This window comes from Achromobacter sp. CSND-B12 (assembly GCF_052906545.1).
The window spans coordinates 3050039-3074362 of sequence record NZ_JBREGJ010000001.1 but is presented as its reverse complement, the minus strand read 5'-3'; the positions used below and the strand labels follow the sequence as shown (position 1 = coordinate 3074362).

The following is a 24324-nucleotide window of genomic DNA, read 5'->3' as shown; positions in this document are numbered from 1 at the left end:
CGCACCCTGAAAACGCAGTTGCTCTGGTGGTTGATCCCGACCCTGGTGCTGGTGATGATGGGCGCGCTGTGGCTGTCCAATCACCAGCTGCGCAACCAGGTCGACATTGCCTACGACCGTTCGCTCGCCGGCGCGCTGCGCGCGATCGACCACAACATATCCACAGCCAGCGGTGGATTAGCCATGGAGCAGCCGTATCTGATGCTGGAATTTTTCGAGCTGACGGCCAATGGCAGCGTGTTCTACCGCGTGGCCACCGAGGATGGCCTGGCCGAGATCGGCCATCCCGGGCTGCCGATGCCGGCCCAGCCGCTGGTTTCGGGCGAACCGCAGTTCTTCTACGCCACCTACCAGGGGGCTCCCGTACGCGTGGCCGCGCTGGCGCGGGCCATGGATCCGCCGCTGTACGCAAACAAAGGGGGACGGGTTATCGTCCAGGTCGCCGAAGGGCTGGAAAGCCGCCAGGCCTTCCTGCACCAGGTGCTGGTGCGTTCGGTCGAACGCGACCTGGCCGTGATCCTGATCAGCGTGCTGGTGATCGTCCTGGGGGTTTTCATGGCCCTGCGCCCCCTGGAGCGCCTGCGCCAGGAAGTGGAAAGGCGCTCCGCGGACGATTTAAGCCCCGTCAGCGCGTCGGAGATGCCAGGGGAGGTCCTACCCCTGGTCGCCGCCGTAAACCTCCACATGGCCCGCTACGCGGCCCAGGCGAGGGTCCAGAGCCAGTTCCTGGACGACGCCTCGCACCAATTGCGCACGCCGCTGTCGGTCCTACGGACCCAGACCGCCTACGCCCTGCGTGAAACATGCCCCCAGGAGGTCCGTACAGCCCTTCTGGCGATGCAGGAGGGGTTGGACAGGGCGGTACGCACCACCAACCAGATGCTGGCCCTGGCGCGCGCTAAAGACGCCTCGCTGGCCGAAGGCGGCCTGGCGGCCGAACCGGTGGATCTGGCCGCGCTGGCCCACGGGGTCATCCGGACCCTGTTGCCGACCGCCCGGGCCCGCCAGATCGACATCGGGCTCGATGCCGGCGACGACCCGCTGGTGGTGCAGGGCGTGGACTGGCTGCTGCGCGAGGCCGCCAGCAACCTGGTCGACAACGCCATCCGCTACACCGCCCCGGGTGGCGTGGTGACCGTGGTGGTGCGCCGTCAAGCCGGTCAGGCCAGCCTGGCGGTGGAGGACAGCGGCCCGGGCATGTCGGCCGAGGACATTGCCCGCGCCGGCATCCGGTTCCGCCGGGGCGCGGCCGGCAAGAACAAGCCCGGCGCGGGATTGGGGCTGGCCATCGTCGATACCATCGCCGGATTGCTGGGTGCCCGCCTGGTGCTGGAGAACCGGACGCCGTTGGCCGGCCTGCGCGCGGCGCTGGTGTTTTCCCTGGAAACGGCCCCGTATGTTGCGCCGCACCAGGAAAATGGCGATTTTTGAAAGGTTCTGGAAAGCTTCGATTTTGTACGGTTGCATCCGCTGGAGTCCGATCAGGCGACAGACCGCCTCGATCGCCAGCCCTGACTAGACCTATAAATTCGGAGACGCAAGAATGCAGACCAGCCTCAAGCTGCGCCTGGCCGCCGTCGCGGCGCTCGGCGCGATCACCCTGTCCCTGGGCACCGCCCACGCCGCCGACGAACCACGCCGGCCGGAATGCATCGCGCCGGCCCAACCCGGCGGCGGCTTCGACCTGACCTGCCGCCTGGCCACCGAGGGCCTGAAGCAGAGCGGGGCGCTCAAGAGCGCCATGCGCATCGTCTACATGCCGGGCGGCATCGGCGCGGTGGCCTACAACAACATCGTCGCCCAACACCCCAACGAGCCCGGCACCATCGTGGCGTTCTCGGGCGGTTCGCTGCTGAACCTGGCGCAAGGCAAGTTCGGCAAGTACAACGTCGACGACGTGCGCTGGCTGGCGGCCATCGGCACCGACTACGGCGTGGCCGTGGTGCGCAACGATTCGCCGTACACCGACCTGAAGGGCCTGATGGAAGCGTTCAAGCAGGATCCGACCAAGATCGTGCTGGGCGCCGGCGGCACCGTCGGCAGCCAGGACTGGATGAAAGCCGCGCTGACCGCCAAGGCGGCCGGTGTCGATTTCAAGAAGATGCGCTTCGTGGCCTTTGAAGGCGGCGGCGAGGCCGTGACGGCGCTGCGCGGGGGCCATATCCAGGCCTACATGGGTGATGCCGCCGAGGCGTTCACCATGCTCGAAGGCGGCGCTCCCATCCGCGTGCTGGCGGTCTTCAACGACCAGCGCCTGCCGGGCAAGCTGGGCACGGTACCCACCGCGAAAGAGCAGGGCTATGACATCGTCTGGCCCATCATCCGCGGCTTCTACGTCGGTCCCAAGGTGTCCGATGCCGACTACCAGTTCTGGGTCAACGCCTTCAATCGCGTCGCCGCGGCGCCCGAGTTCGCCAAGCTGCGCGAACAGCAGGGACTGTTCCCCTTCAACAAGACCGGCGCCGACCTCGATGCCTACGTGAAGCAGCAGGTCAAGCAATACGCCGAACTGGCCGACTCTTTCGGCCTGGTCAAGAAATAAGCCGCAAGGCTTGCCTACCGACCGCGCGCGGGTGAACGCGCACCTTGCGCCACCGGCTCCCAGTCGGAGGCCGGGGCGGGCTTGCGCCGCGCGGTCCTTCTACCAACGGAAAGCTGATCATGAACGATCGAATCCTGGGCATCGCGGCGCTTGCGCTGGCGGCCTTCATGACCTGGGCGGGGTGGGGCATCGAAGCGCCGTTCGCCTATGAACCCGTGGGCCCGCGCGCCTTCCCGTTGCTGCTGGCGCTGATCATCGGCCTGTGCGGTCTGCGCCTGGCCTATAAGGGCGGCAACGCGGTCGAACCGAATCCCGCCGGCGCCAACGGCCGCATCGCGTTGATGGTGGTGTTCGCCGCGGCGTATGCGTTCCTGTTCCAGTGGCTGGGTTTCATCATCGCCACCGCGTTGATGACGGTCTTCGTCGGCCGCCTGTTCGGCGGCGGCTGGGTCAAGTGCGCGATTGGCGGCATCGTCATGAGCGCTTTCTTCTACGTGCTGTTCGACAAGGTGCTGGACGTGGTCCTGCCCGGCGGGCTGCTGGAGAACCTGATATGAGCGGAATCCTCGATCATCTGTCGATCGGCTTTGGCGTGGCGTTCTCGTGGACCAACATTCTGGTGGCCGCGATCGGTTCGTTCTTCGGCACCATGGTGGGCGTGCTGCCGGGCCTGGGGCCGATCAACGGCGTGGCAATGCTGATCCCGATTGCCTTCGCCATGAACCTGCCGCCCGAGACCGCGCTGATCCTGCTGGCGGCGGTGTACGTGGGCGCGGAATACGGCGGCCGCATCACCTCGATCCTGCTCAACGTGCCGGGCGAGGCCAGCGCCATCATGACGACGCTGGACGGTTATCCATTGGCGCGCCAGGGCTTGGCCAACGTCGCGTTGTCGCTGTCGGCGTGGTCCGCCTTCTTCGGCGCGATCGTGTCGGTGGTGGGCATCATCCTGCTGGCGCCGCTGCTGGCCAAATGGGCATTGGCGTTCGGTCCGGCCGAGTATTTCGTGCTGATGATCTTCGCCTTCTGCTGCCTCACCAGCCTGCTCGGCAAGCAACCCATCAAGGGCGTGCTGGCGGCAATGATCGGCCTGTCGATCTCGGTCATCGGCGTGGATGCGAACTCGGGCGTATACCGCTATACCTTCGACTCCGTGCACCTGGCCGATGGCATCGACTTCGTGGTCGTGGTGATCGCCTTGTTCGCGGTCAGCGAGATGCTGGAAATGCTCGAGAAGGTGATGGCGGGCCACAGCGTCGAGGTCAAGCCCAGCGGCCGCAAGCTATTCAATCTGAAGGAGCTGGCGTTCACCTGGTGGAGCGTGGTGCGCAGCGCATTGGTGGGCTTCGGTGTCGGCGTGTTGCCGGGCGCCGGTGCCAGCGTGGCCGCGGCCGTGGCGTACTCGCAGGAAAAACGCATCATCGAAGCCAAGGACCCGGATGCCAAGTTCGGCAAGGGCGACATGCGCGGCCTGGTGGCGCCCGAAGCCGCCGCCACCTCGTCGGCCATCGGTTCGTTCGTGCCCATGCTGACGCTGGGCGTGCCGGGCTCGGGCACCACCGCGGTGATGATGGGGGCGCTGACGCTCTACAACATCACGCCAGGTCCAGTGCTGTTCGACTCCAAGCCGGAGCTGGTGTGGGGCCTGATCGCCTCGCTGTTCGTGGCCAACGTGCTGCTGTTCGTCATGAACGTGCCGATGGTGCGCCTGTTCTCGAAAGTGCTGTCGGTACCGGGCTGGCTGATGGTGCCGGGCATCCTGTGCATCAGCTACATCGGCGTGTATGCGATCAACGCGGGCACCTTCGATCTGCTGCTGGTGGCCGGCATCGGCACGTTGGGTTATTTCCTGCGCAAGTTCGGCGTGCCGATGGCGCCGCTGGTGCTCGGCGTGGTGCTGGGCGACATGATGGAACAGAACCTGCGCCGCGCCTTGTCGATGACCGACGGCAATGTGTCGGTGCTGTTCGCCAGCCCGGTGGCGATCGCCTTGTGGACCGCGGCCATCGCCGTGGTGATTGTCCCGCAGCTCCTGCGCCGTATGCGCAAGGCCAGGAAGGCAGTCGCCGAACCGGTGTGATGGATCCCGCGCGCCGGCCTGTCCGCGAAGGCCGGCCGGCGCGATCGAGACACCGGTCATTGCAAGGGAGCGCCGCGGCGCTCCTTTTTCGTGGGCGGCATGCGGAGCAGATGAAAAGAAAAACGCCCCGGCGGGGCGTTTCCAGTCGGCGTGTGTCGCGTGGCGTCAGACTTGCGCCAAGCGCTCCAGCGCCGCGTCCAGCGTCGCGTCTTTCTTGGCGAAGCAGAAGCGCACGATGCGGTGGTTGGAGTCGGCGGCGTCGGGCCGTTGATAGAAGGCGGAAACCGGGATCACCGTCACGCCATGCCGCACTGTCAGATCGCGCGCGAAGTCCGCTTCGTTCTGTTTGGATATCTCGCTGTAGTCCGCCAGCAGGAAGAACGTGCCCGGGCTGGGCAGCGGCTTGAAGCGCGTCTTGGCCAGGCCTTGCGAGAGGCGATCGCGCTTGGCCTGGTAGAAGGCTGGCAAATCCAGGTAGGGCTTGGGATCGCGCATGAACTCGGCCAGCGCGAACTGCATCGGCGACGGCACGGTGAACACCATGAACTGGTGCACCTTGCGCAGCTCCGCGCTGAGTTGGCGGGGCGCGCAGCAGTAGCCGATTTTCCAGCCGGTGGTGTGGTAGGTCTTGCCGAACGACGAGATAACGAAAGCGTGTTCGGCCAGCAGCGGACGGCGCGCAATGCTCGCATGCGGCTTGCCGTCGAACACGATGTGTTCGTAGACCTCGTCCGACACCAGCAGCACGCCGGTATCGCGCACGATGGCTTCGAGCGCGTCCAGGTCGCTGTCGTCCAGCACCGCCCCGGTGGGGTTGTGCGGGAAGTTCAGCATCAGCAGGCGGGTCTTGGAAGTGATGGCGTCGCGCACGCGTTGCCAATCGATGCGGTAGTACGGGTCGTCCGAGGTGGGCGCGCGCAGCGGCACCGGCACCGCGGTGCCGCCGGCAAGGCGGATGGCCGGCAGGTAGGAGTCGTAGCAGGGCTCGATGACGACCACTTCATCACCGCTGCCGACGGCGGCAAGCACGGTGGCCATCAGCGCTTCGGTGGCGCCGCTGGTGACGGTGATCTCGGTTTCGGGATCGTAGGCGCGGCCGTACAGCGACTGCGTCTTGGCGGCGATGGCCTCGCGCAGCGGCGCCACGCCGGGCATGTAGGGGTACTGGTTGTGGCCGTCGGCCATGGCCTTGCTGACCAGCGCGCAAAGCGCGGGATCGGGATCGAAGTCCGGAAAGCCCTGGCCCAGGTTGATGGCCTTGTGCTCGATGGCCAGGCGGCTCATGACGGTGAAGATGGTGGTGCCGACGTCGGGAAGTTTGGATCGGATCATGGTGGACGCGAAAAGGAACGCTGGGTGTGCGCAAGAGTTTTCGTAAGTATCCCACTAACTCATAATTCGGGATTCTCATGAGCTTATGGCGTGGGCGGTATCGTGGTTCGGAACATGTTGTGGAGGGTCGCGGGCGGTTTGGCGATTGCACTGGCCGGCGCATTGCTGGCGGTGTGGGCCCATCTGCCGCTGCCGTGGATGCTGGGCGCGTTGCTGCTTACCGCGGCGGTGCGGATCGCCGGCGGGGCAACGGTGTGCCCGCGGCCGGCGCGCAATGCCGGCCAATGGGTGATCGGCACTTCGCTGGGCCTGTATTTCACGCCGCAGGTGATCGGCCATATCGGCGCCAATGCCGGTCCCATCGTCGTGGGCATGCTGTTCGCATTGGGGCTGGCATTCATCGGCACCGCGCTGTTGCGGCGCTATACCGACGTCGATTTCAAGACCGCGTGGTTTGCTTCGGCTATCGGCGGCGCCAGCGAAATGGCCAGCCTGGCCGAACGCCACGGTGCCCGTATCGACCGCGTGGCGACCGCGCACAGTGTGCGCGTGCTGCTGGTGGTGGTGACCGTGCCGTTCATCTTCCAGTGGTGGGGCGTGGCGGGCCTGGATCCGACGGTGCCGGGTCCGCGTACGGTGCACGCTGGCGGGCTGGCCGCGCTGGTTGCGCTGACCTGCGTGGGGGGCCTGTGCTTCATGAAACTGCGCTGGCCCAATCCCTGGGTATTGGGACCGATGCTGGCGGCGATGACTCTGACTGCATGCGGCATCGAGCTTTCCGCCTTGCCCGATTACGTGCCGAAGGTCGGCCAGTTGCTTATCGGTTGGTCGCTGGGTGATCGTTATCGGCCGGACTTCTTTCGTGCCGCGCCGCGCTTCATCGCGGTGGTGGCGGCTTTCACCGTGGTGGCGCTGGCCTTGGCGTTCGGCCTGGGCGCCTTGTTGTCGCTATGGTCGGCGGCGCCGATACCGACGCTCATCCTGGGCACCACGCCGGGGGGAATCGCCGAGATGGCGATCACGGCCAAGGTGCTGCAGCTGGGCGTGCCCGTGGTGACTGCGTTCCATGTGACCCGCATGGTGTTCGTCGTGCTGGTCACCGGCCCGATGTACGCGTTCCTGGCGCGTCGCAACGCAAATTCCGCGTAGCGGTATTGGGTTCCAGTCAGAAAAATACGACATTGGGGAAAACAACTATATGAGTCTGTAATGCTGGATGAGTATGCTGGTTTCCGCAGTTGATTCAAGCAGCGCGCGGACTTGTCTGCCGCTTTTGCGGCAAGCGAGAACGCAGCAGCAACGCAGGTATCCCTACCGGTCGTTCAGTTCTCACGGCGTCCTTGATTCATTGCATCTCGTTAATTACAGGACGCTAGGAAAATGGCTCAGAAGGGCAAAGTTAAGTGGTTCAACGCTGACAAGGGTTACGGTTTCATTACGCCGGACGCCGGCGGTACCGATGTTTTCGCACACTTTTCCGCCATCCAGGGCCGCGGCTATCGCAGCCTGAACGAAGGCCAGGAAGTCGAATTCGAAGTCAAGGATGGTCCGAAAGGACCTCAAGCGGCCGAAATTCGCCCGCTCTAAATCGGGAAATCCCAATTTCCCGTGTGCCAGGCCAGGCCTGGCTACAACGCCCCAGAACCTCGCGGTCTGGGGCGTTGTTTCTTTGGGGCCGCGGCGCATTCTCACGCGCTGCATAGAGACAGTTAGTAATCACTAACATATTCTCGGCCTTTGGATAAGTTTGTGGATAATTATTTTCCGGCATGAGCAATTCGTTGCGCAGTAATGAAGCAACGGCGCGTTCGGAATAATGGTTTTGCACATTTTTGTGTTGAATCCACGGTGTTGTCCCACCGCCGTCGGCCGCGGGCTGGCAGCACTCTTGCCCCAAGGGCATGCTGGGGGAAATAACGCATTTCCCCAGGAAAACCAGGCATTTACGCCTTTTTTTCAATGCCGCCGCCGGCCATTCGCCTGCAGCCGGACGAGACGGCTTTTCACCAGAAACGGCATTTTTGCCGTTTCCAGGCGCGGTTGTTCACAAAGATATCCCCATCCCGGTTATGCACAGAATGATGCCTGGATTAGCCAAAAGGCGAGCGTTCAACCTGTGGATAGAAATGGGGATAGCGGCTCTTTGCCGAAGGGGGAAGGCGCCCGCCGAGCGACCTCTGATGTCATGGACACTGGATTGCCGCGCGTTTTGAAGGACCGCGGCGGACTTCATGTGAAGGAATTTCACGGCGCGAATCGGCAAGCGACTTTTCCACAACCAGCGGTCCGCATTGCCGGCAGGTGTCCGTGCCTCGGCCGAAAGGATGATGGCGCAAAGGACCGGCGAGGAGCAAGATGATTGTCCCGCCCATCCATTGGCTTTGCGAGTTATGCACAAAAGGCGGTGGCCGACCGACACGGAAGAGTCTGTGGACAAGGTGATGGTCAGGCGCGGCGGTTGGACTGGCGAAGAGAATCGAAGTTCCCGCGCTTGCGGCCGGGAGGTGGGCCGGTTTGACTGCCTGGGCCGGCCGATCTGGAATGTCGTGACCTGGCTGCGAGGCTTGCTTATCGGATCGATAGTCGAAGCTTATCCACATTTTTGTCCACCGGAATGCGCATGTCGCACATGGTTTGGATCTGGTAGGCGAAGCCAGCTCTTATGGGAACGGAAGGGCGATGCCTGAAGCGCGGTTTTCCTCGCTTTCATTGCGGATTTGTGCGTTTTCCCGATTATGGGTATTTGTTCTCCAACGCAAGAGTGCGCAGTCGCATGGCACCCCTCCCGCATCTTTCCGCCGACTTTGCAGGCGACTTATCCCCACAGTTGTTCCACGTGAAACCGCCGCGCTGATGTGGATGGCTTGGTGGATAAGTCGCCGTATGAGAGCCTGGAACTCCGCCGCCATCGCTTTTTCTGCATTGAGTTCGCGACGATCTACTCGATATGGATTTCGGCGACGCAAACACGCATTGATCGCGGCGACAGGATCTCCTCGCCTCGAGTGTTTGTTTCTGATGCCGCTGCGAAGCGTGCCATACACTTTGTCGCTGCCCGGTGCCCCGTATGTATTGCCGAGCCGATGTGACAAGTTGGTCCTAGGACTTCTATGTTTCAGCTGAATGACGGGTGACATTCATTTGATGGTACACGGGGGCACGTTTTGGGGAGGCACGGCTTGATGCTCCTACACTTGCCGCCGGCAAAGGACTTCACGTGAAACGGAAAAATTCTGTTTTCCGGGGGTAGGGGTAGGGTAAGGGCTAGTAAATCACTTTTTTTGCTGATTTGGTTTCACGTGAAACCGAAGTCAGGCTGTCATCGGTGGATATCGATGCATCCAGCTGCAGGCGTCGGAAGTCGCCGGTCGACCGGGTGGGCAGGCGATGCCGGTGTTCCAGGGCGCATTAGGCAAGTGGCTTTTGATGTTTCACGTGGAACACCCGCAGACGGAAAGCATAATTTGGCTCTCTATAGATGCGACGCACAGTAGAAAAGATGGCGGTTTGCCCATGCTCTCCGCATGTTGTGCGGCGGGTAGGTGCAAAGAACAGGCGTCAATGACTTCAGGAAAGGGACGACAGCCGCCTCATAGTAGCGTTCCAGCTGCGGAGCTCGATGTTCCACGTGAAACAGTAAGGCCGAAGGCATGGCAGGGGTCGATACGACGTGCCGATGGAAGGGCCGCGGTGAAGGGGCTTTCGCACGTGTGTTTGCAGATGTGGAGCATGCAATGTTCCACGTGAAACATCCTCACGGCATGGAGACGACCGGTGAGTTTGACCGTAGACGGACCTCAGAGTGAGTTCCTAGGGGTATGACCGGAAAGGTGAAGTGTATTGGACACTGCACGCCAATCTTCTATTCGCCCTTCATGTGAGGCATAGCCTGCTCTCCCAGGTGTGCTGTTTCACGTGAAACATCGAACCGAAACACCGGCAAATGCCGACATATTCAAACGCCGTCAGCCTTAGGCGCGTTGCCAATTTGCAAAACCCAGTCCCTTCGCGGTTGGCTTTGTCCAGTCCGACCATGTTTCACGTGAAACATGCCCACCCTGCCTCTATAATGAGCACCGAACGCTCTCTTATCTCCCCATCATGGATTATCCCCGCGAATTCGATGTCATCGTCGTCGGTGGCGGTCACGCCGGTACCGAAGCGGCGCTGGCGGCGGCGCGTACTGGTGCCCAGACGCTGCTGCTGACCCACAACATCGAGACCCTAGGCCAAATGTCCTGCAATCCCTCCATCGGCGGGATCGGCAAGGGTCATCTCGTCAAAGAAGTCGATGCCCTTGGCGGTGCTATGGCGTTGGCGACGGACGAGGCGGGGATTCAATTCCGTATCTTGAACGGCTCGAAGGGGCCGGCCGTGCGCGCTACCCGCGCCCAGGCCGACCGGGTGCTGTACCGCAAGGCCATCCGTGGCCGTCTGGAAAACCAGCCGAACCTCTGGTTGTTCCAGCAAGCGGTGGAAGACCTGATGGTGGAGGGCGATCGCGTGGCTGGCGCCGTGACCCAGGTCGGGCTGAAGTTCCGGGCAAAGACGGTGGTGCTGACCGCCGGTACGTTCCTGAACGGCCTGATCCATGTGGGGCTACAGAACTATTCGGGCGGCCGAGCCGGTGACCCGCCTGCGATTTCCCTGGGCCAGCGTTTGAAGGAATTGCAACTGCCGCAAGGCCGCTTGAAGACCGGCACGCCGCCGCGCATCGCCGGTCGCAGCATCAACTACAGCATCCTGGAAGAACAGCCGGGCGACCTGGATCCGATCCCAGTGTTCTCTTACATGGGCAACGTGGCCATGCACCCGCGGCAACTGCCGTGCTGGATCACGCATACCAATGCCCGGACCCATGACATCATCCGCGGCGGCCTGGATCGTTCCCCGATGTACAGCGGCGTGATCGAAGGCGTCGGCCCGCGTTACTGCCCCTCGATCGAAGACAAGATCCATCGCTTCGCGGACAAGGAATCGCACCAGGTCTTCCTGGAACCGGAAGGTCTGGACACGCACGAGGTCTATCCCAACGGCGTCTCCACCAGCCTGCCATTCGACGTGCAGCTCGCGCTGATCCATTCCTTGCCCGGCCTGGAGAACGCGCACATCCTGCGTCCCGGCTACGCCATCGAGTACGACTACTTCGATCCACGTGGATTGAAGAGCACGCTGGAAACCAAGGCGATCGCCGGCCTGTATTTCGCCGGCCAGATCAACGGCACGACCGGCTACGAAGAAGCCGCCGCCCAAGGCTTGCTTGCCGGGGTCAACGCCGCCTTGTCGGCACTGGACCGCGAGCAGTGGACGCCGCGTCGTGACGAAGCCTACCTGGGCGTGTTGGTGGACGACCTGGTCACGCGTGGCGTGACCGAACCGTACCGCATGTTCACCTCGCGCGCCGAATATCGCCTGAGTCTGCGCGAAGACAATGCCGATCTGCGCCTGACCGAAATCGGCCGCCAGCTCGGCATCGTCGACGATGCCCGCTGGGATGCTTTCAACCGCAAGCGCGACGCCGTCGCGGCCGAGGTTGAACGCTTGAAATCGTCGTGGGTCAATCCTCGCGTGTTGCCGCAGGAAGTGGCCGAGCCGCTGCTGGGCAAGGCAATTGAACGTGAGTACTCACTAGCGGACCTGCTGAAACGGCCCAATGTTTCCTATGAAGCCTTGATGGCCGCCCGCAATACCGACGGTACGCTACTGGCGGGCCCGGGTGTGGCCGCCGATGAGGTGCTGGCCGAACAGGTAGAGATCCAGGTGAAATACGCCGGCTACATCGCCCGCCAGCAGGACGAAGTCCAAAAGCAGATTGCCCACGAGCAACAGCCGATTCCGGCGGACGTCGATTACGACGCCGTCACCAGTCTGTCGTTCGAGGTGCGCCAGAAGCTCAAGACGCACCGTCCCGAGACCATCGGCCAGGCCGGCCGCATCTCGGGCGTGACACCGGCGGCGATCTCGCTGCTGCTCATCCACCTGAAGCGCCTGCACTACGGCTCGCGCAAGCAAGCCGCATGAGCGCCCACGCCAACCCGGCCGGCGCGGACATGGCCGGCCGCCTGTCCCATGCCTTCGGGCAGCTCGGGCTGCAGGCCGACGCCGCCGCGGCCGCCAAGCTGCTGGACTACCTGGCGCAAATGCAGCGCTGGAACCGCACCTATAACCTGACCGCCATCCGCGATCCACAACAGATGCTGGTGCAGCACCTGTTCGACAGCCTGGCCGCCGTAGGGCCGTTCAGCGAAGCGCTGGGCGCGCCCGGCACGCCGGCAAAGGTCTACGACGTCGGGTCGGGCGGCGGCCTGCCCGGCGTGGTCCTGGCCGTCATGCGGCCCGAATGGTCGGTGACCTGCATCGACGCCGTTGAAAAGAAAACCGCATTCGTCCGGCAGATGAGCGGCGCCCTGGCGCTGCCCAATCTGCAGGCGCGTCATGCGCGCATCGAGACGCTGGAACCCGCCGGTTGCAACATTGTGACGTCGCGGGCATTCGCATCCTTGGAGGATTTTGCGATGCTCGCAGGCAGACATGTGGACAACGATGGTACCCTCGTCGCCATGAAGGGCAAGGTCCCGGATGATGAAATCCAGGCGCTGCACGCGCGTGGGGAATGGCAAGTCGACCACATACAGCCGCTCCAGGTGCCGGAGCTGCAAGCGGAACGCTGCCTGATCTGGATGCGCCGCAGTCAAGGAACCCTATGAAGAACCTACCCCCCAGCTCGACCGCCCGCGTTTTCTGCATCGCCAACCAGAAGGGCGGTGTCGGCAAGACGACGACCGCCATCAACCTGGCGGCCGGGCTGGCCACGCACAAGCAACGCGTGCTGCTGGTGGACCTGGATCCCCAAGGCAACGCCACCATGGGCAGCGGCATCGACAAGAATTCGCTCGAGTCCAACCTGTACCAGGTGCTGATCGGCGAAGCCACCATCGAACAGGCCCGCGTGCGTTCGGAGTCGGGCGGCTACGACGTGTTGCCCGCCAACCGCGAGCTGTCCGGCGCCGAGATCGACCTGGTGCAAATGGACGAGCGCGAGCGCCAGCTCAAGACCGCCATCGACACCGTGTCCGGCCAGTACGACTTCGTGCTGATCGATTGCCCGCCCACGTTGTCGCTGCTGACGCTGAACGGTCTGGCCGCGGCCCACGGCGTCATCATCCCGATGCAGTGCGAGTACTTCGCGCTCGAGGGCCTGTCCGACCTGGTCAATACCATCAAGCGCGTGCATCGCAATATCAACGACGACCTGCGTGTCATCGGCCTGCTGCGCGTGATGTTCGACCCCCGCATGACGCTGCAGCAGCAGGTGTCGGCGCAACTCGAATCGCACTTCGGCGACAAGGTCTTCAAGACCGTCGTGCCGCGCAACGTGCGCTTGGCCGAAGCGCCCAGCTACGGCATGCCTGGCGTGGTCTACGACCGCGCTTCGCGGGGCGCGCAGGCCTACATCTCGTTCGGCGCCGAAATGATCGAGCGCGTGCGCGAGCTGAGCTGAAGCGCTGTATGTCCGCCGTCATGCACCTGTCCCCAAACGCCCGCACGCCGCCCGCCGATGCGCGCGACGCGCTGCGCGTGCGGCTGGAAGAGGCCGCGCTCAACGCCACGGCGGTGCGCGCGCAGGTGCTGTACGACGGCTGGCTGGTGCGCTACGCGCCATCGTCGGCCAAACGGGTACGCAGCATCAACGTGCTGGGGTTATCCACACGTCCGCTGGATGAGCGGCTGGCGTATTGTTCAACGTTGTACGCGCGCCATGGCCTGCCCATGGTGTTGCGCCTGACCTCCATTGGTCCGGATTTCACCCTGGATGCCGAACTGGCGTCGCGGGGCTACCTCCTTGGCGAAGAGACCCGAGTCATGAGCATGCCGCTCGCTCCCAGGCTGGCCGCCCGGGGCGATCTGGTTTTCAGGACAGTGGACGCCGCGCGCTTTGCGGCGGCGGTCGGTCGCATGCGCGAGTCCCGGCCCGAGCACATCGCCGAGCACCAGGCGCGCCTGGAGGGCCTGGCTGTGGATATCCTGCCGGTGCTGGCATTCGATACCGCCGGCGCGTGCGTGGCCGGCGGCATGGCCGTGCGCGACGGCGAACTGGCCGGCCTGTTCGACGTGGTGACGGATCCCGGCCAGCGGCGCAAGGGACATGCCGCGACGCTGGTGGACCATCTGCTGGCGTTGTGCGTCGAGGACGGCGCCACCACGGCCTATCTGCAGGTGGAACCGCAAAACACCGCCGCGCGCGCTTTGTATGGCCGCTACGGTTTCAAAGACTGTTACGCGTATTGGTACCGCCTGCCCGCCGAGCAGTCGGCCGCCTGAGCCCGGCTCGGGATACCAAAAACAGAAGGAAAGAGGATTTAACTATGGCCACCAAGAAACCCAAGGGATTGGGTCGCGGACTCGACGCCTTGCTGGGCGCCGACGCGCCTGCGATCGACAATATCGGCAAGGCTCCGGCCAAGCCCGAGGGTCTGCCGTCCACCTTGCCTGTTTCGAAGATGCGAGCCGGCAAGTACCAGCCGCGCACTCGCATGGACGAGGGCGCGTTGGGCGAGCTGGCCGAGTCGATCCGCACGCAAGGCATCATGCAGCCCATTCTGGTGCGCGCGCTCAGCGACGCGCCCGGCCATTACGAAATCATCGCGGGCGAACGCCGTTTCCGCGCCGCCCAGCTGGCCGGCCTGAAGGAAGTGCCGGTGCTGGTGCGCGAGGTCGCCGACGAAAACGCGGCGGTCATGGCGCTGATCGAAAACATCCAGCGCGAAGACCTGAATCCGCTCGAAGAGGCGCATGGCGTGCGCCGCCTGCTGGACGAATTCGGCCTGACCCACGAGCAGGCCGCCCAGGCCATCGGTCGTTCGCGTTCTGCCACCAGCAATCTGTTGCGCCTGTTGAACCTGGCGTCGGCGGTGCAGACCATGCTGCTGGCCGGCGACGTCGACATGGGCCATGCGCGCGCGCTGCTGGCGGTGGATGCCGCCACCCAGATCCAGCTGGCCAACCAGATCATCGCGCGCCGCCTGTCGGTGCGCGAAGCCGAAAAACTGGTCGCCAAGACCGCCAAGGAAGCCGAGAGCGCCGCGTCGCCCAAGAAAAAGGCCAACGGCGTATCGCGCGACCTGACGCGCCTGGAAGAAGCCCTGTCCGATCACCTGGGCACGCGCGTGGCGCTCAAGGTCGGAGCCAAGGAAAAGGGCCAGATCGTCATCGACTTCCACGGTTGGGAACACCTGAATTCGCTGCTCGAGCGCCAAGGCCTGTCCGGAGTGGTCGATGCCTGAGCAGGCGCTCCCCGTCATCGCGGTGCTGGCTACCGGCGGCACCATCGCCGGGGCCCAGGCCGATGCCACTTCCGCGGGCTACAAGGCGGGTTCGTTCTCGGTGGGCGACCTGTTGGCCGCGGTGCCGCAATTGGCGGGCCTGGCCGAGATCCGCGCCGAGCAGGTTGCCAACGTCGGCAGCCAGAACATGACACACGACGTGTGGCGCGCGCTGGCGCAGCGTGTCGAAGCCTTGTGCGCGGATCCTTCCGTTGCCGGCATCGTCATCACGCACGGCACCGACACGCTTGAGGAAACCGCCTACTTCCTCAGCCTGGTGATCCGCCACGACAAGCCCGTGGTGCTGGTGGGCGCGATGCGTCCGGCCACCGCGCTGGGCGCCGAAGGCCCGGCGAACCTGTACAACGCAGTGGCGCTGGCGCGCCATCCCGACGCCCGCGGCCGCGGGCCGCTGGTCGTCATGAACGAAGACGTGCACTACGCTCGCGAGATCCAGAAGATCGCCAGCGCAGGCATCAACGCCTTTGCCTCGCCCAACCGCGGCCGCGCCGGCGTGATGCATGGCGGCACGCCGTGCTTCTATTCGCGCAACACCACCACGCACGGCACGCAAAGCGAGTTTTCACTCGCATTACTGGAGAAGGCCGGTTGGCCGCGCGTGGACATCATCTATGCGCATGCCGACCTGCAAGGCGACGTCATCGATTTCATCGCCCGCCAGGCCGATGGCATCGTGCTGGCGGGCGTGGGCGACGGCAATGCCACGGACCTGGCCATCGACGCCCTGGCCCGCGCCGCCGCCGATGGCGTCGCGGTGCTGCGCTCCAGCCGCACCGGCAGCGGTTTCGTCGCGCGCGACGTCGAACTGGATGACGCGGTGCTGGGTTTCATCGCCGCCGGCGACCTGAATCCGCAGAAGGCCCGCATCCTGCTGATGCTGGCGCTGTGCGTCACGCGTGAACCCGCGGCGCTGCAGCGCTGCTTCGATCGTTATTGAGCGATGCGCACGGCGGCCTGTCTCGGGCCGCCGCGCTGCCTGCCGCCTCATGGATTGGGTGGCGCATCCGCGCCACGCGCCAATCCCAGGTTGCCGCGCAGCATGTCGTAGACCTGCCGTGTCAGCGGATTGATCAGGTCACGCCTTATCCACAGGAAGTACGTCACGTCCGGTAGCGGTGGCAGGCCTTCCTTTTCCCCGAGCACCCGCATTTCCGGGGCCAGCAGTTCGACGCTGCGCGCGGTCACGCCCAGGCCTGCGCGCAAGGCGGCCTTGATGCTCACCAGGTTGGGCGCCACGTAGTTGGTGTGCCAGCGCACCTGCGCCTGTTCCAGCGCGGTCAGCGCCAGGCGGCGGAAGATGCTGGGTTCGTCGGCCAGCACCAACGGCACCGGCGCGTTGAGGTCATGCACATAGTCGGCCGAGGCCAGCCACACGGTGGGCGAGGTGCGCAGCGCCACGCCCTCGAACTCCTGGTCGAAGCGGGTCGAGATGGTCAGGTCCAGTTCTCCGGCGCGCAATGCGTCCATCAGGAACGGGCTGCGATCGGTGCGGATCTCCAGTTTCACGCGCGGCGCCGAGCGCGCGATATGGGTCAGCAGGGTCGGCAGGATGGTGTCGGCCACGTCCAGCGGCGCGCCCAGCCGCAGGTCGCCTTCCAGCGGGGCATCCTGCAGCGCGCGCAGCGCTTCATCGTTGATGGCCAGCATGTGGCGCGCGTATTCGACCAGGCGCCGTCCATGCGTGGATAAGGCCTTGTTGCGCCCCTGTTTCTCGAACAGCGGCAAACCGATGGTCGCTTCCAGCCGCTGCATCTGCTGCGTCACCGCCGATTGCGTCTTGTGCAACCGGTTGGCCGCTTCGGAAAACGTTTCGTAGCGCGCGATCGCGGTCAGCGTGCGCAGCAGGTCCAGGTCGAGATTGCGCATGGGAGCAGCGAGTCAAAATATTAGAGATGCTTATGGAATATTAAGGCAATTTAAATTGTTGGCGCTCGCGCGCGGCGATACAGTGACTGCAATAACTCATGAAACAAGAGGGAAAGTCATAGTGAGCTCCACGCACCCCCACCAGCAAGGTATCGACACCGCCATCGGAAATATTAAAAACACTTTAGGAAATAAGGGCCTGAACCGCGACAGCCTGAAGGTCGTGCTGGACGAGTTGATCGGCCTGGCCGGCCATACCGACTGGTGGGCCCAGGACCGCTACCCGGCGCCGGAAGAGGGAGAACGCCAGGCGCGCTACCTGATCGGCGAGGACGCCGACAAGAGCTACGCGCTCTACCTGAACGTGATGCGTCCCGGCAAGCAGATCGTGCCGCACAACCACACCACCTGGGCCTGTATCGCCGCCGTGGAAGGCGTGGAATACAACTACGTCTACGACCGCACCGACGATGGCTCCGTGCCCGGCGTGGGCCGCCTGGAAAAGACCGGGACCGTGGTGGTGGGGCCGGGCACCGGCATCGCGCTGATGCCCGACGATATCCATGCCGTCGAGATCCAGGGCGACAGCGTCATCCGCCACCTGCACATGTACGGCCGCGCCCTCGAAACGCTGACCGAGCGGCTGGCCTTCGACCTGGCCGCCGGCACCTGCAAGGTCATGCCGATCGGCGTGCAGACCCGCCGCTGATCATCATGAACAAGCCCCTGCGGTCCGCGACGCGCCTGCTGCGCGCCGGGCGTCCCCATGCCGGCTGGGTCAACACCCCGGTCACGCGTGCCAGCACCTATGTGTTCGACAGCGTCGCGGCCTGGCGTGACACCCGCGCCCGCCGCGAACAGGAACGCCTGCCGTCGTACGGCGCGCGCGGCACCGACAGCACGCACGCGCTGGAAGACGCGCTGGTCGAGCTGGAGCAGGGGCATCGCGCCCAGCTGTACCCCACCGGGCAGGCCGCCATCGCCATCGTGTTGCTGGCCTATCTGCGCGCCGGCGACCACGTGCTGGTGACCGATGCGGTCTACGAACCGGTGCGCCGCTTCTGCGCCGAGCACCTGTCGCGGCTGGGCATCGAATTCACTTTCTATCCGCCGGACGGCGCCGGCCTGGCGCAGCTGCTGCGTCCCAACACGCGCATGATCTATGCCGAGTCGCCGGGTTCGCTCACCTACGAAATGCCGGACCTGCGGCAGTTGGCTGAGTTGGCGCAACGCCATGATTGCTGGCTGGCTGTGGACAACACCTGGGCGTCCGGCTTGCTGTGCCAGCCATTGGCGCTGGGCGCGGACATCTCGATTCTCGCCGCCACCAAATACCTGGGCGGTCACGCCGACGTGATGATGGGCGCGGTCGTGACCAATGCGCGCGCCTGGCGCGCGCTGGAACGCGCCAGCATCGATTTCGGCCAGACCGTTGGCGCCGACGATGCCTATCTGGTGCTGCGCGGCATGCGTTCGCTCCCGTTGCGCCTGGCGCAACATGCCCGCAGCGCATTGCGCGTGGCGCAGTGGTTGCAGGGCAGGGCGGAAGTGGCGCGCGTGCTGTGCCCGGCCCTGCCTGACGACCCCGCGCACGCGGTCTGGCGTCGCGAGTGTACCGGCACCAACGGCCTGCTGACGCTGGAGTTCGCCGCCGGCATCGCCGATGCCGACATGGAACGCGTCATCGACGCGCTGCGCCTGTTCGGCATCGGCGCATCCTGGGGCGGATTCGAGAGCCTGGTGATACCCGTCAATCTGGCCAAGGCGCGATCCCTGCCCGTGGCCCCGCACGGCGCCATGCTGCGCCTGCATATCGGGCTGGAGGATCCGGACGACCTGATCGCCGATCTCGAACAGGCATTCGGCCAATTGCGGCCCGTCCTGGCGGCCCTGAATTCCCATTCCCCTGATTCCCTGCGGATTTAACGATGCATTCCCATTCCGACCTGAAACTGGCCGATATCGACTCGCACACCCTCAAGGGCTGGCTGCATGACGGCGGCGAGATTGCGCTGCTGGACGTGCGCGAGCATGGCCAATACGGCGAGTCCCACCTGTTCTATGCGGCGCCGGTGCCGTTCAGTCGGCTCGAGGCCGATATCGCGCGCCTGGCGCCGCGGCGCGATGCGCGCGTGGTGGTCTACGACGCGGGGGATGACGATGACGTCGCGGCGCGCGCAGCAGCGGCCTTGCGGGCCGTGGGCTACACGCAGGTCCATCGCCTCGCAGGCGGCATCGCGCAATGGCAACGCGATGGCTACGCCGCTTTCGCCGGGGTCAATGTCCCAAGCAAGACTTTCGGCGAGCTCGCCGAAGAAGTCTTCCACACGCCGCGCATCAGCGCGGCCGAACTGGCCGAGCGCCAGCGTCGTGGCGACGACCTGATCGTGCTCGACGGCCGGCCCTACGCCGAATACCAGAAGATGAGCATCCCCGGCGGCATCTGCTGCCCCAACGGCGAGCTGGCGCTGCACGCGCACGGCCTGGCGCCCGATCCGAAGACCACCATCGTGGTCAACTGCGCCGGCCGTACCCGCAGCATCATCGGCGCGCAGACCCTCATCAACCTGGGCGTGCCCAATCCCGTCTACGCGCTGGAGAACGGCACCCAGGGCTGGTACCTGGCGGATTTCAAGCTCGATCATGGCGCCAGCCTTCGATATGAGGATGCCGTTGCCGCGGCCGATATACCGGCGCTGGCGCAACGCTCGGCCGGCCTGGCCGAACGCCATGGCGTGCCGTGGGTGAACGCCGCGCAGGTGCGCAGCTGGCTGGCCGACACGGGCCGCAGCACCTTCCTGTGCGACGTGCGCAGTGCCGAGGAGTACGCGCAAGGCTCGTTGCGCGGCGCGCAGCACACGCCCGGCGGCCAGTTGATCCAGGCCACCGACCAGTACGTGGCCGTGCGTGGCGCGCGCATCGTGGTGTTCGATGGCGAAGGCGTGCGCGCGCCGGTGGTGGCCAGCTGGTTGCGCCAGATGGGCTGGGACGCGAGCGTGCTGCAGGAGGGCGTGGGCGCCGACCTGCAAGCGGCTGTCGCCCCGATCGCCGAACCGCCGGTCAAGGTATTGGATGACGCGGCGCTGGCCGCCGCGCTGGCCGCAGGCGCGCAACTCATCGACATCCGCCCCAGCATGCGCTATCGCGCCCAACACATCGCGGGGGCGCAATGGGCCATCCGGCCGCGCTTCGCCAGCTTGGCGCTGGACCCGGCACGTCCGTTGGTGCTGCTGGCCGAGGAACTCGCGGTGGCCGCCTGGGCCGCGGCGGACCTGCGGGCGCGCGGCGCGCGGGACGTTGCGGCCAACCTGGGCACGGCGGCCGGCTGGTCGGCCGCGGGCATCGCGCTGGAATCCACGCCGTCCACGCCCGCCGACCGCGATTGCATCGATTACCTGTTTTTCGTGCACGACCGCCACGACGGCAACAAGGCCGCGGCGCGTCAGTACCTCGCCTGGGAAACCAATCTGGTCAAGCAGATCGACGCGCGCGAACGCGCCGCGTATCGCTTCCCGGCGGGGTGACCACCGGGGCTGACTGCCCCCGTGGCCGCGCCACATGCTTCATCCGATCAGCACGCCCCGGCGCTTCGCCGACGGGGCGCGGACGGTTCATGGCGAACCGAAATGCAATGGACGGCCGAGCATCCGGCCGCCAATCACAAGGGGAAATATCGATGAACAAGTACCAGCTGCAACATGCCTGCAAGACCGCCGCCGCCCTGGCCTGCCTGGCGTGGGGGCTGAACGCCCACGCCCAGGCGCCCGCGCCCCTGGCCGACTACCCCAGGCAGGCCATCACCGTGGTCTCGCCGTTCCCGCCCGGGGGCGGCAACGATGGCGTGGCGCGCCTGATCGCGCAGGAACTCGGGGCGATCACCGGCCAGAGTGTGGTGGTGGAAAACCGTTCCGGCGCGGGGGGCAACGTCGGCACTTCGCAGGTGTCGCGCGCCAAGCCCGACGGCTATACGCTGGTGATGTCGCAGACCAGCGTGATGGCGGTCAACCCGCGCCTGTACAAGAACGTGGGCTTCGATCCGCTCAAGGACTTCGTGCCGATCTCGCAGATCACCTCGGCGCCGCTGGTGCTGGTGGCGCGCAGCGAAAGCGCCTACAAGTCGCTGGGCGACTACCTGGACGCCGCGCGCAAGCAGCCCGGCGTCATCACCTACGCCACGCCCGGCAACGGCACCATGAGCCATCTGATGGGGGCGCTGCTGTCGCAGAAGGCCAACGTCAAGCTGGTGCACGTGCCGTATCGCGGCGCCGCGCCCGCCATCACCGACCTGATGGGTGGCACCGTCGACATGCTGATCACCTCGCCGGCCTCGGCCGAGCCGATGGTGGCGGCCGGCAAGCTGCGCATCCTGGCGCTGAGCCATGAAAACGGCATTGGCATCTTCAAGGGCGCGCCCACGCTCGGGCAGTCCGGCATGGACGGCATCACGGCCGACGACTGGTACGGGTTGTTCGCGCCGGCCGGCACGCCGCCCGAGCGCATCGCCTACCTGGCGCAAGCGGTGGCGCAGGCCATGAAATCGCCCAACGTGATCGCCAAGATCCAGGCCGGCGGCAGCCAGCCCGTCGGCAGCGCGCCCGATGCGTTCGGCAAGCGCCTGCAACAGGACACCACGTACTGGGCCGACATGGTGAAGGTTGCGGGCGTGTCGGTGGATTGAAGCGGCGGCTAAGCCACCAGAACCTTGCCGACCGCGGCCTTCAGGGCCGCGAAGGCCGGCTGCTTCTGCGCATTGGTGTTGGTGACGAGGTGATCGATGCGGTTCACCTCGCAGTACGACACCCGGCTGCACAGGCCGATCTTGCTGAAGTCGGCCAGCAGGATGCGCTGCTTGGCGTTGGCCGCCATGGCGCGCGCCACTTCGGCCTCTCGCAGGTCGTAGCTGGTGGCGCCGCATTCGGCATCCACGCCCACCGGCGACAGCAACGCCACGTCGGCGCGGTAGCGGTGGATCTCGGCGATGGTGATGTCGCCGGCGGTGGCGCACACCGGCCCGCCCACCGATCCGCCCAGCATGATGAGTTCATTGGCGCCGTTGCCGGCGGCGCCGACCTTGAGCGCCACGTCGAACGAATTGGTGATGAGGGTCAGGCCGCTCAGCTTGGCCAGCTCGTCCGCCAGCATGCTGGTGGTGCTGCCGGCGTCCAGGAACAGCGTCTGCCCGCTCGTCACCAAACCGGCCGCGGCGCGCGCGATGGCGCGCTTGTACTTGACGCGGGTATGCACGCGTTCCGTGATGGGCGGCTCGCTGTGCACCGGCACGGCACCGCCATGCACGCGGCGCAATTCGCCCATCGCCTCCAGCTCCAGCAGATCGCGCCGGACGGTCTCCCGCGATACCCCCAGTTCGCCGACGATACGGTCGGTCGATACCTGCTGCAGGGAAGACAGCAGGGCGCGGATTCTCTGATACCGCTCTTCTTGCCACATATCGGATGCTTCCTAATCTCTATTTGCGGCGTCGCGCCGGCAGCGCGATCAACGCGCGCATCGCCAGCAGCGAACCACCCACGACCAGCATGATAAGCGTCGAATAGGCCGCGGCCTGCGAGACGAACCCGGCTTCGTCCAGCCGCAGTACGGAAACCGGCGCGACACTGACCGACGGCGTGACCAGGAAGATCACCGCCGACAGCGTCACCATGGAACGCATGAACAGGAAAAAGAACACGCCCAGCACCGTTGGGGCGATCTGCGGCAGCACCGCATCGCGCACGATGTGCAACGTGCCGCCGCCCAGGCAGCTCACCGCCTCCTCCAGCGCCTGCGGCACCGCGCGCATGCCGGTCATCATCGTCAGGAAGCCTTGCGTGTGATAGTGGTAGAAGTTGCACAGCGCGATCAGCGCGGCGCTGCCGTATAGCGCGTACAGCGGCGTGGAAGGCGAGTTGAAGGCGAAGATGTAGGACAGCCCCAATACCAGCCCCGGCACGCCCACCGGCAGCACCGACACCAGGTAGACCAGCTTGGCCCACGCGCGGGGGATACGGCATACGCCGAAGGTCAGGAAGAACAACAGCAACACGCCGCCGCCCGCGGCCGCCAGCGACAGGTACAGCGAAGTCCACAGCGGCGCATAGCCGCCGCTGACGGTGATGTCGTAGTGCTTCAGGGTCCATTCCATGCGATAGGGCCACAGCCGCATGAAGCTGGCGAACACCACCGTGCCCACCGTCACCACGATGGCGCTGGCGCACAGCAATACGCCGGCCGTGAACGCCAGGTCGCGGCCGCGCGCCGGCTGCGGCGTGACGCGCAGTCCGCTGGGCGAGGCGGCGCCGAACTGGCGTTGCGAGGCCACCCGTTCGATCTGCACCGAGATCAGCGACGGCAGCAGCAGCAAAATGCCCACCACCGAGCCCATGCCGAAATTCATCTGCCCCGACACCTGGCTGTAGATCTCGGTGGCCAGCACGCGGTAGTTGCCGCCGATCACCGCGGCGTTGCCGAAGTCGGTGATGGTGATGACGAACACCACGAACGCGGCGCTCAGCAGCCCGAACTTGCAGTTGGGCAGCGTGATGTCGAAGAACTGCCGCGCGCTCGACGCGCCCATCACCTCGGCCGCGTCGTAATAGCGCGCATCGGTGTTGCGCAGCGCCGCCTGCAGGATCAGCACGGCCTGGGGCAGGGCGTAGAACACGTTGGAGATCAGCAGGCCCCAGAACCCGTAGATATCGAACTCCCACCCGGTCCAGCGATGCACCAGGCCGTTGCGTCCAAGGATGAAGATCAGCCCCAGCCCCTGCACCAGCGACGGTGCCAGCAGCGGCAGCACCAGCGCCAGCTTCACCAGCGCCTTTCCGCGCATGCGGCTGCGGTCCAGCCCGAAAGCGATGGCAAAGCCCAGCAGCAGGCTGACGGCGGTGGTGGCCGCGCTCATCGTCAGGCTGTTGGCGGTGGCGGTCAGGATGCCGCGGGTGGCGAACACGTCGGCGTAATTGCCCAGGCCGATAGCGCCGTCCTTTTCCACCAGACTGCGCCAGCCGACCGTGGCCAATGGATACAGGAAGAACAGCGCCAGGCCCGCCATCGGGATGCCGACGCAGGTCCATAGCAGCAGTCGATCCAGGGATGCCGACGAGCGATTGGCCCGCGGCGAAGTGGCGGCGCCGATACGAACCGTGTTCATGCCATGACTC

General features: G+C 65.3%; 20 protein-coding genes. 16 read left to right on the top strand and 4 right to left on the bottom strand.

The window, feature by feature from the left end:
• The first annotated feature begins 54 nt into the window (after positions 1 to 54).
• The 4 genes from ACUTAG_RS14460 (at position 55) to ACUTAG_RS14445 (ending at position 4622) form a co-directional block, all read left to right on the top strand.
• Positions 55 to 1431 (top strand): sensor histidine kinase, encoded by a 1377-nt coding sequence (locus ACUTAG_RS14460; protein ID WP_047992496.1) that lies wholly within the window; start codon positions 55 to 57, stop codon positions 1429 to 1431.
• Between the two features lie 112 nt (positions 1432 to 1543).
• The gene (locus ACUTAG_RS14455) at positions 1544 to 2542 is read left to right on the top strand and encodes a Bug family tripartite tricarboxylate transporter substrate binding protein (RefSeq protein ID WP_006389556.1); all 999 of its coding nucleotides are present in this window, start codon (positions 1544 to 1546) and stop codon (positions 2540 to 2542) included.
• 119 nt (positions 2543 to 2661) lie between these two features.
• A complete protein-coding gene (locus ACUTAG_RS14450; RefSeq protein WP_006389557.1) occupies positions 2662 to 3099 on the top strand; it encodes a tripartite tricarboxylate transporter TctB family protein in 438 nt (145 codons plus the stop codon).
• The gene (locus ACUTAG_RS14445; RefSeq protein WP_006389558.1) at positions 3096 to 4622 is read left to right on the top strand and encodes a tripartite tricarboxylate transporter permease; all 1527 of its coding nucleotides are present in this window, start codon (positions 3096 to 3098) and stop codon (positions 4620 to 4622) included. The genes ACUTAG_RS14450 and ACUTAG_RS14445 overlap by 4 nt, the downstream gene beginning before the upstream one ends.
• A 165-nt stretch (positions 4623 to 4787) precedes the next feature.
• On the opposite strand, the gene ACUTAG_RS14440 is transcribed toward ACUTAG_RS14445, so the two are convergent.
• Complete coding sequence (locus ACUTAG_RS14440) at positions 4788 to 5954, bottom strand: pyridoxal phosphate-dependent aminotransferase (protein WP_006389559.1); 1167 nt, start codon at positions 5952 to 5954, stop codon at positions 4788 to 4790.
• Between the two features lie 114 nt (positions 5955 to 6068).
• Between ACUTAG_RS14440 and ACUTAG_RS14435 the strand changes: the two genes are divergently transcribed.
• The 8 genes from ACUTAG_RS14435 (at position 6069) to ACUTAG_RS14400 (ending at position 16235) form a co-directional block, all read left to right on the top strand.
• On the top strand, positions 6069 to 7103 hold the full coding sequence (locus ACUTAG_RS14435; RefSeq protein WP_035184325.1) for an AbrB family transcriptional regulator: 1035 nt from the start codon (positions 6069 to 6071) through the stop codon (positions 7101 to 7103).
• A gap of 231 nt (positions 7104 to 7334) precedes the next feature.
• On the top strand, positions 7335 to 7541 hold the full coding sequence (locus ACUTAG_RS14430; protein ID WP_006389561.1) for a cold-shock protein: 207 nt from the start codon (positions 7335 to 7337) through the stop codon (positions 7539 to 7541).
• Positions 7542 to 10055: 2514 nt separating this feature from the next.
• Complete coding sequence (mnmG, locus tag ACUTAG_RS14425) at positions 10056 to 11975, top strand: tRNA uridine-5-carboxymethylaminomethyl(34) synthesis enzyme MnmG (RefSeq protein WP_148319372.1); 1920 nt, start codon at positions 10056 to 10058, stop codon at positions 11973 to 11975.
• Positions 11972 to 12661 (top strand): 16S rRNA (guanine(527)-N(7))-methyltransferase RsmG, encoded by a 690-nt coding sequence (gene rsmG, locus ACUTAG_RS14420; protein ID WP_020925789.1) that lies wholly within the window; start codon positions 11972 to 11974, stop codon positions 12659 to 12661. The genes mnmG and rsmG overlap by 4 nt, the downstream gene beginning before the upstream one ends.
• On the top strand, positions 12658 to 13455 hold the full coding sequence (locus ACUTAG_RS14415) for a ParA family protein (protein ID WP_006389564.1): 798 nt from the start codon (positions 12658 to 12660) through the stop codon (positions 13453 to 13455). The genes rsmG and ACUTAG_RS14415 overlap by 4 nt, the downstream gene beginning before the upstream one ends.
• Positions 13456 to 13463: 8 nt before the next feature.
• Positions 13464 to 14276, top strand: coding sequence for a GNAT family N-acetyltransferase (locus tag ACUTAG_RS14410; protein WP_026382434.1), 813 nt, complete (start codon positions 13464 to 13466; stop codon positions 14274 to 14276).
• A gap of 44 nt (positions 14277 to 14320) precedes the next feature.
• A complete protein-coding gene (locus ACUTAG_RS14405; protein WP_026382435.1) occupies positions 14321 to 15238 on the top strand; it encodes a ParB/RepB/Spo0J family partition protein in 918 nt (305 codons plus the stop codon).
• Positions 15231 to 16235 carry an asparaginase gene (locus tag ACUTAG_RS14400; RefSeq protein WP_054446132.1) on the top strand — a complete coding sequence of 335 codons (1005 nt, stop codon included), beginning with the start codon at positions 15231 to 15233 and terminating at the stop codon, positions 16233 to 16235. Before ACUTAG_RS14405 ends, ACUTAG_RS14400 begins: the two co-directional genes overlap by 8 nt.
• 47 nt (positions 16236 to 16282) lie before the next feature.
• Here the strand turns inward: ACUTAG_RS14400 and ACUTAG_RS14395 are convergent, their stop codons facing one another.
• Positions 16283 to 17164 (bottom strand): LysR substrate-binding domain-containing protein, encoded by an 882-nt coding sequence (locus ACUTAG_RS14395; protein ID WP_026382437.1) that lies wholly within the window; start codon positions 17162 to 17164, stop codon positions 16283 to 16285.
• Between the two features lie 121 nt (positions 17165 to 17285).
• Here ACUTAG_RS14395 and ACUTAG_RS14390 point away from each other — a divergent pair, with 121 nt between their 5' ends.
• The 4 genes from ACUTAG_RS14390 to ACUTAG_RS14375 all read left to right on the top strand — a co-directional run bounded on the left by ACUTAG_RS14390 (position 17286) and on the right by ACUTAG_RS14375 (position 21842).
• Positions 17286 to 17873, top strand: a complete 588-nt coding sequence (locus tag ACUTAG_RS14390; RefSeq protein WP_026382438.1) for a cysteine dioxygenase family protein — start codon at positions 17286 to 17288, stop codon at positions 17871 to 17873.
• A 5-nt stretch (positions 17874 to 17878) separates the two neighbouring features.
• Positions 17879 to 19090 carry a cystathionine beta-lyase gene (metC, locus tag ACUTAG_RS14385; protein WP_054449008.1) on the top strand — a complete coding sequence of 404 codons (1212 nt, stop codon included), beginning with the start codon at positions 17879 to 17881 and terminating at the stop codon, positions 19088 to 19090.
• Positions 19091 to 19092: 2 nt separating this feature from the next.
• On the top strand, positions 19093 to 20688 hold the full coding sequence (locus tag ACUTAG_RS14380; RefSeq protein WP_148319370.1) for a rhodanese-like domain-containing protein: 1596 nt from the start codon (positions 19093 to 19095) through the stop codon (positions 20686 to 20688).
• 152 nt (positions 20689 to 20840) lie between these two features.
• Positions 20841 to 21842 (top strand): Bug family tripartite tricarboxylate transporter substrate binding protein, encoded by a 1002-nt coding sequence (locus tag ACUTAG_RS14375; protein WP_020925797.1) that lies wholly within the window; start codon positions 20841 to 20843, stop codon positions 21840 to 21842.
• Between the two features lie 8 nt (positions 21843 to 21850).
• Here ACUTAG_RS14375 and ACUTAG_RS14370 read toward each other — a convergent pair whose 3' ends face one another.
• Together ACUTAG_RS14370 and ACUTAG_RS14365 are read right to left on the bottom strand one after the other, a co-directional pair.
• Positions 21851 to 22612, bottom strand: coding sequence for a DeoR/GlpR family DNA-binding transcription regulator (locus ACUTAG_RS14370; protein WP_054485529.1), 762 nt, complete (start codon positions 22610 to 22612; stop codon positions 21851 to 21853).
• Between the two features lie 19 nt (positions 22613 to 22631).
• Positions 22632 to 24314 (bottom strand): ABC transporter permease subunit, encoded by a 1683-nt coding sequence (locus ACUTAG_RS14365; protein ID WP_026382443.1) that lies wholly within the window; start codon positions 24312 to 24314, stop codon positions 22632 to 22634.
• Positions 24315 to 24324 lie beyond the last annotated feature (10 nt).

What these genes read in the sequence shown, in the direction of transcription:
- ACUTAG_RS14430 (WP_006389561.1), top strand. Translation starts at nt 7,335, where the DNA reads ATGGCTCAGAAGGGCAAAGTTAAGTGGTTCAACGCTGACAAGGGTTAC.
- ACUTAG_RS14395 (WP_026382437.1), bottom strand. Translation starts at nt 17,164, where the DNA reads ATGCGCAATCTCGACCTGGACCTGCTGCGCACGCTGACCGCGATCGCG.
- ACUTAG_RS14435 (WP_035184325.1), top strand. Translation starts at nt 6,069, where the DNA reads ATGTTGTGGAGGGTCGCGGGCGGTTTGGCGATTGCACTGGCCGGCGCA.
- ACUTAG_RS14450 (WP_006389557.1), top strand. Translation starts at nt 2,662, where the DNA reads ATGAACGATCGAATCCTGGGCATCGCGGCGCTTGCGCTGGCGGCCTTC.
- ACUTAG_RS14460 (WP_047992496.1), top strand. Translation starts at nt 55, where the DNA reads ATGATGGGCGCGCTGTGGCTGTCCAATCACCAGCTGCGCAACCAGGTC.
- ACUTAG_RS14400 (WP_054446132.1), top strand. Translation starts at nt 15,231, where the DNA reads ATGCCTGAGCAGGCGCTCCCCGTCATCGCGGTGCTGGCTACCGGCGGC.
- ACUTAG_RS14415 (WP_006389564.1), top strand. Translation starts at nt 12,658, where the DNA reads ATGAAGAACCTACCCCCCAGCTCGACCGCCCGCGTTTTCTGCATCGCC.
- metC (WP_054449008.1), top strand. Translation starts at nt 17,879, where the DNA reads ATGAACAAGCCCCTGCGGTCCGCGACGCGCCTGCTGCGCGCCGGGCGT.
- ACUTAG_RS14375 (WP_020925797.1), top strand. Translation starts at nt 20,841, where the DNA reads ATGAACAAGTACCAGCTGCAACATGCCTGCAAGACCGCCGCCGCCCTG.
- ACUTAG_RS14440 (WP_006389559.1), bottom strand. Translation starts at nt 5,954, where the DNA reads ATGATCCGATCCAAACTTCCCGACGTCGGCACCACCATCTTCACCGTC.
- ACUTAG_RS14445 (WP_006389558.1), top strand. Translation starts at nt 3,096, where the DNA reads ATGAGCGGAATCCTCGATCATCTGTCGATCGGCTTTGGCGTGGCGTTC.
- mnmG (WP_148319372.1), top strand. Translation starts at nt 10,056, where the DNA reads ATGGATTATCCCCGCGAATTCGATGTCATCGTCGTCGGTGGCGGTCAC.
- ACUTAG_RS14380 (WP_148319370.1), top strand. Translation starts at nt 19,093, where the DNA reads ATGCATTCCCATTCCGACCTGAAACTGGCCGATATCGACTCGCACACC.
- ACUTAG_RS14405 (WP_026382435.1), top strand. Translation starts at nt 14,321, where the DNA reads ATGGCCACCAAGAAACCCAAGGGATTGGGTCGCGGACTCGACGCCTTG.
- ACUTAG_RS14410 (WP_026382434.1), top strand. Translation starts at nt 13,464, where the DNA reads ATGTCCGCCGTCATGCACCTGTCCCCAAACGCCCGCACGCCGCCCGCC.
- ACUTAG_RS14365 (WP_026382443.1), bottom strand. Translation starts at nt 24,314, where the DNA reads ATGAACACGGTTCGTATCGGCGCCGCCACTTCGCCGCGGGCCAATCGC.
- rsmG (WP_020925789.1), top strand. Translation starts at nt 11,972, where the DNA reads ATGAGCGCCCACGCCAACCCGGCCGGCGCGGACATGGCCGGCCGCCTG.
- ACUTAG_RS14455 (WP_006389556.1), top strand. Translation starts at nt 1,544, where the DNA reads ATGCAGACCAGCCTCAAGCTGCGCCTGGCCGCCGTCGCGGCGCTCGGC.
- ACUTAG_RS14370 (WP_054485529.1), bottom strand. Translation starts at nt 22,612, where the DNA reads ATGTGGCAAGAAGAGCGGTATCAGAGAATCCGCGCCCTGCTGTCTTCC.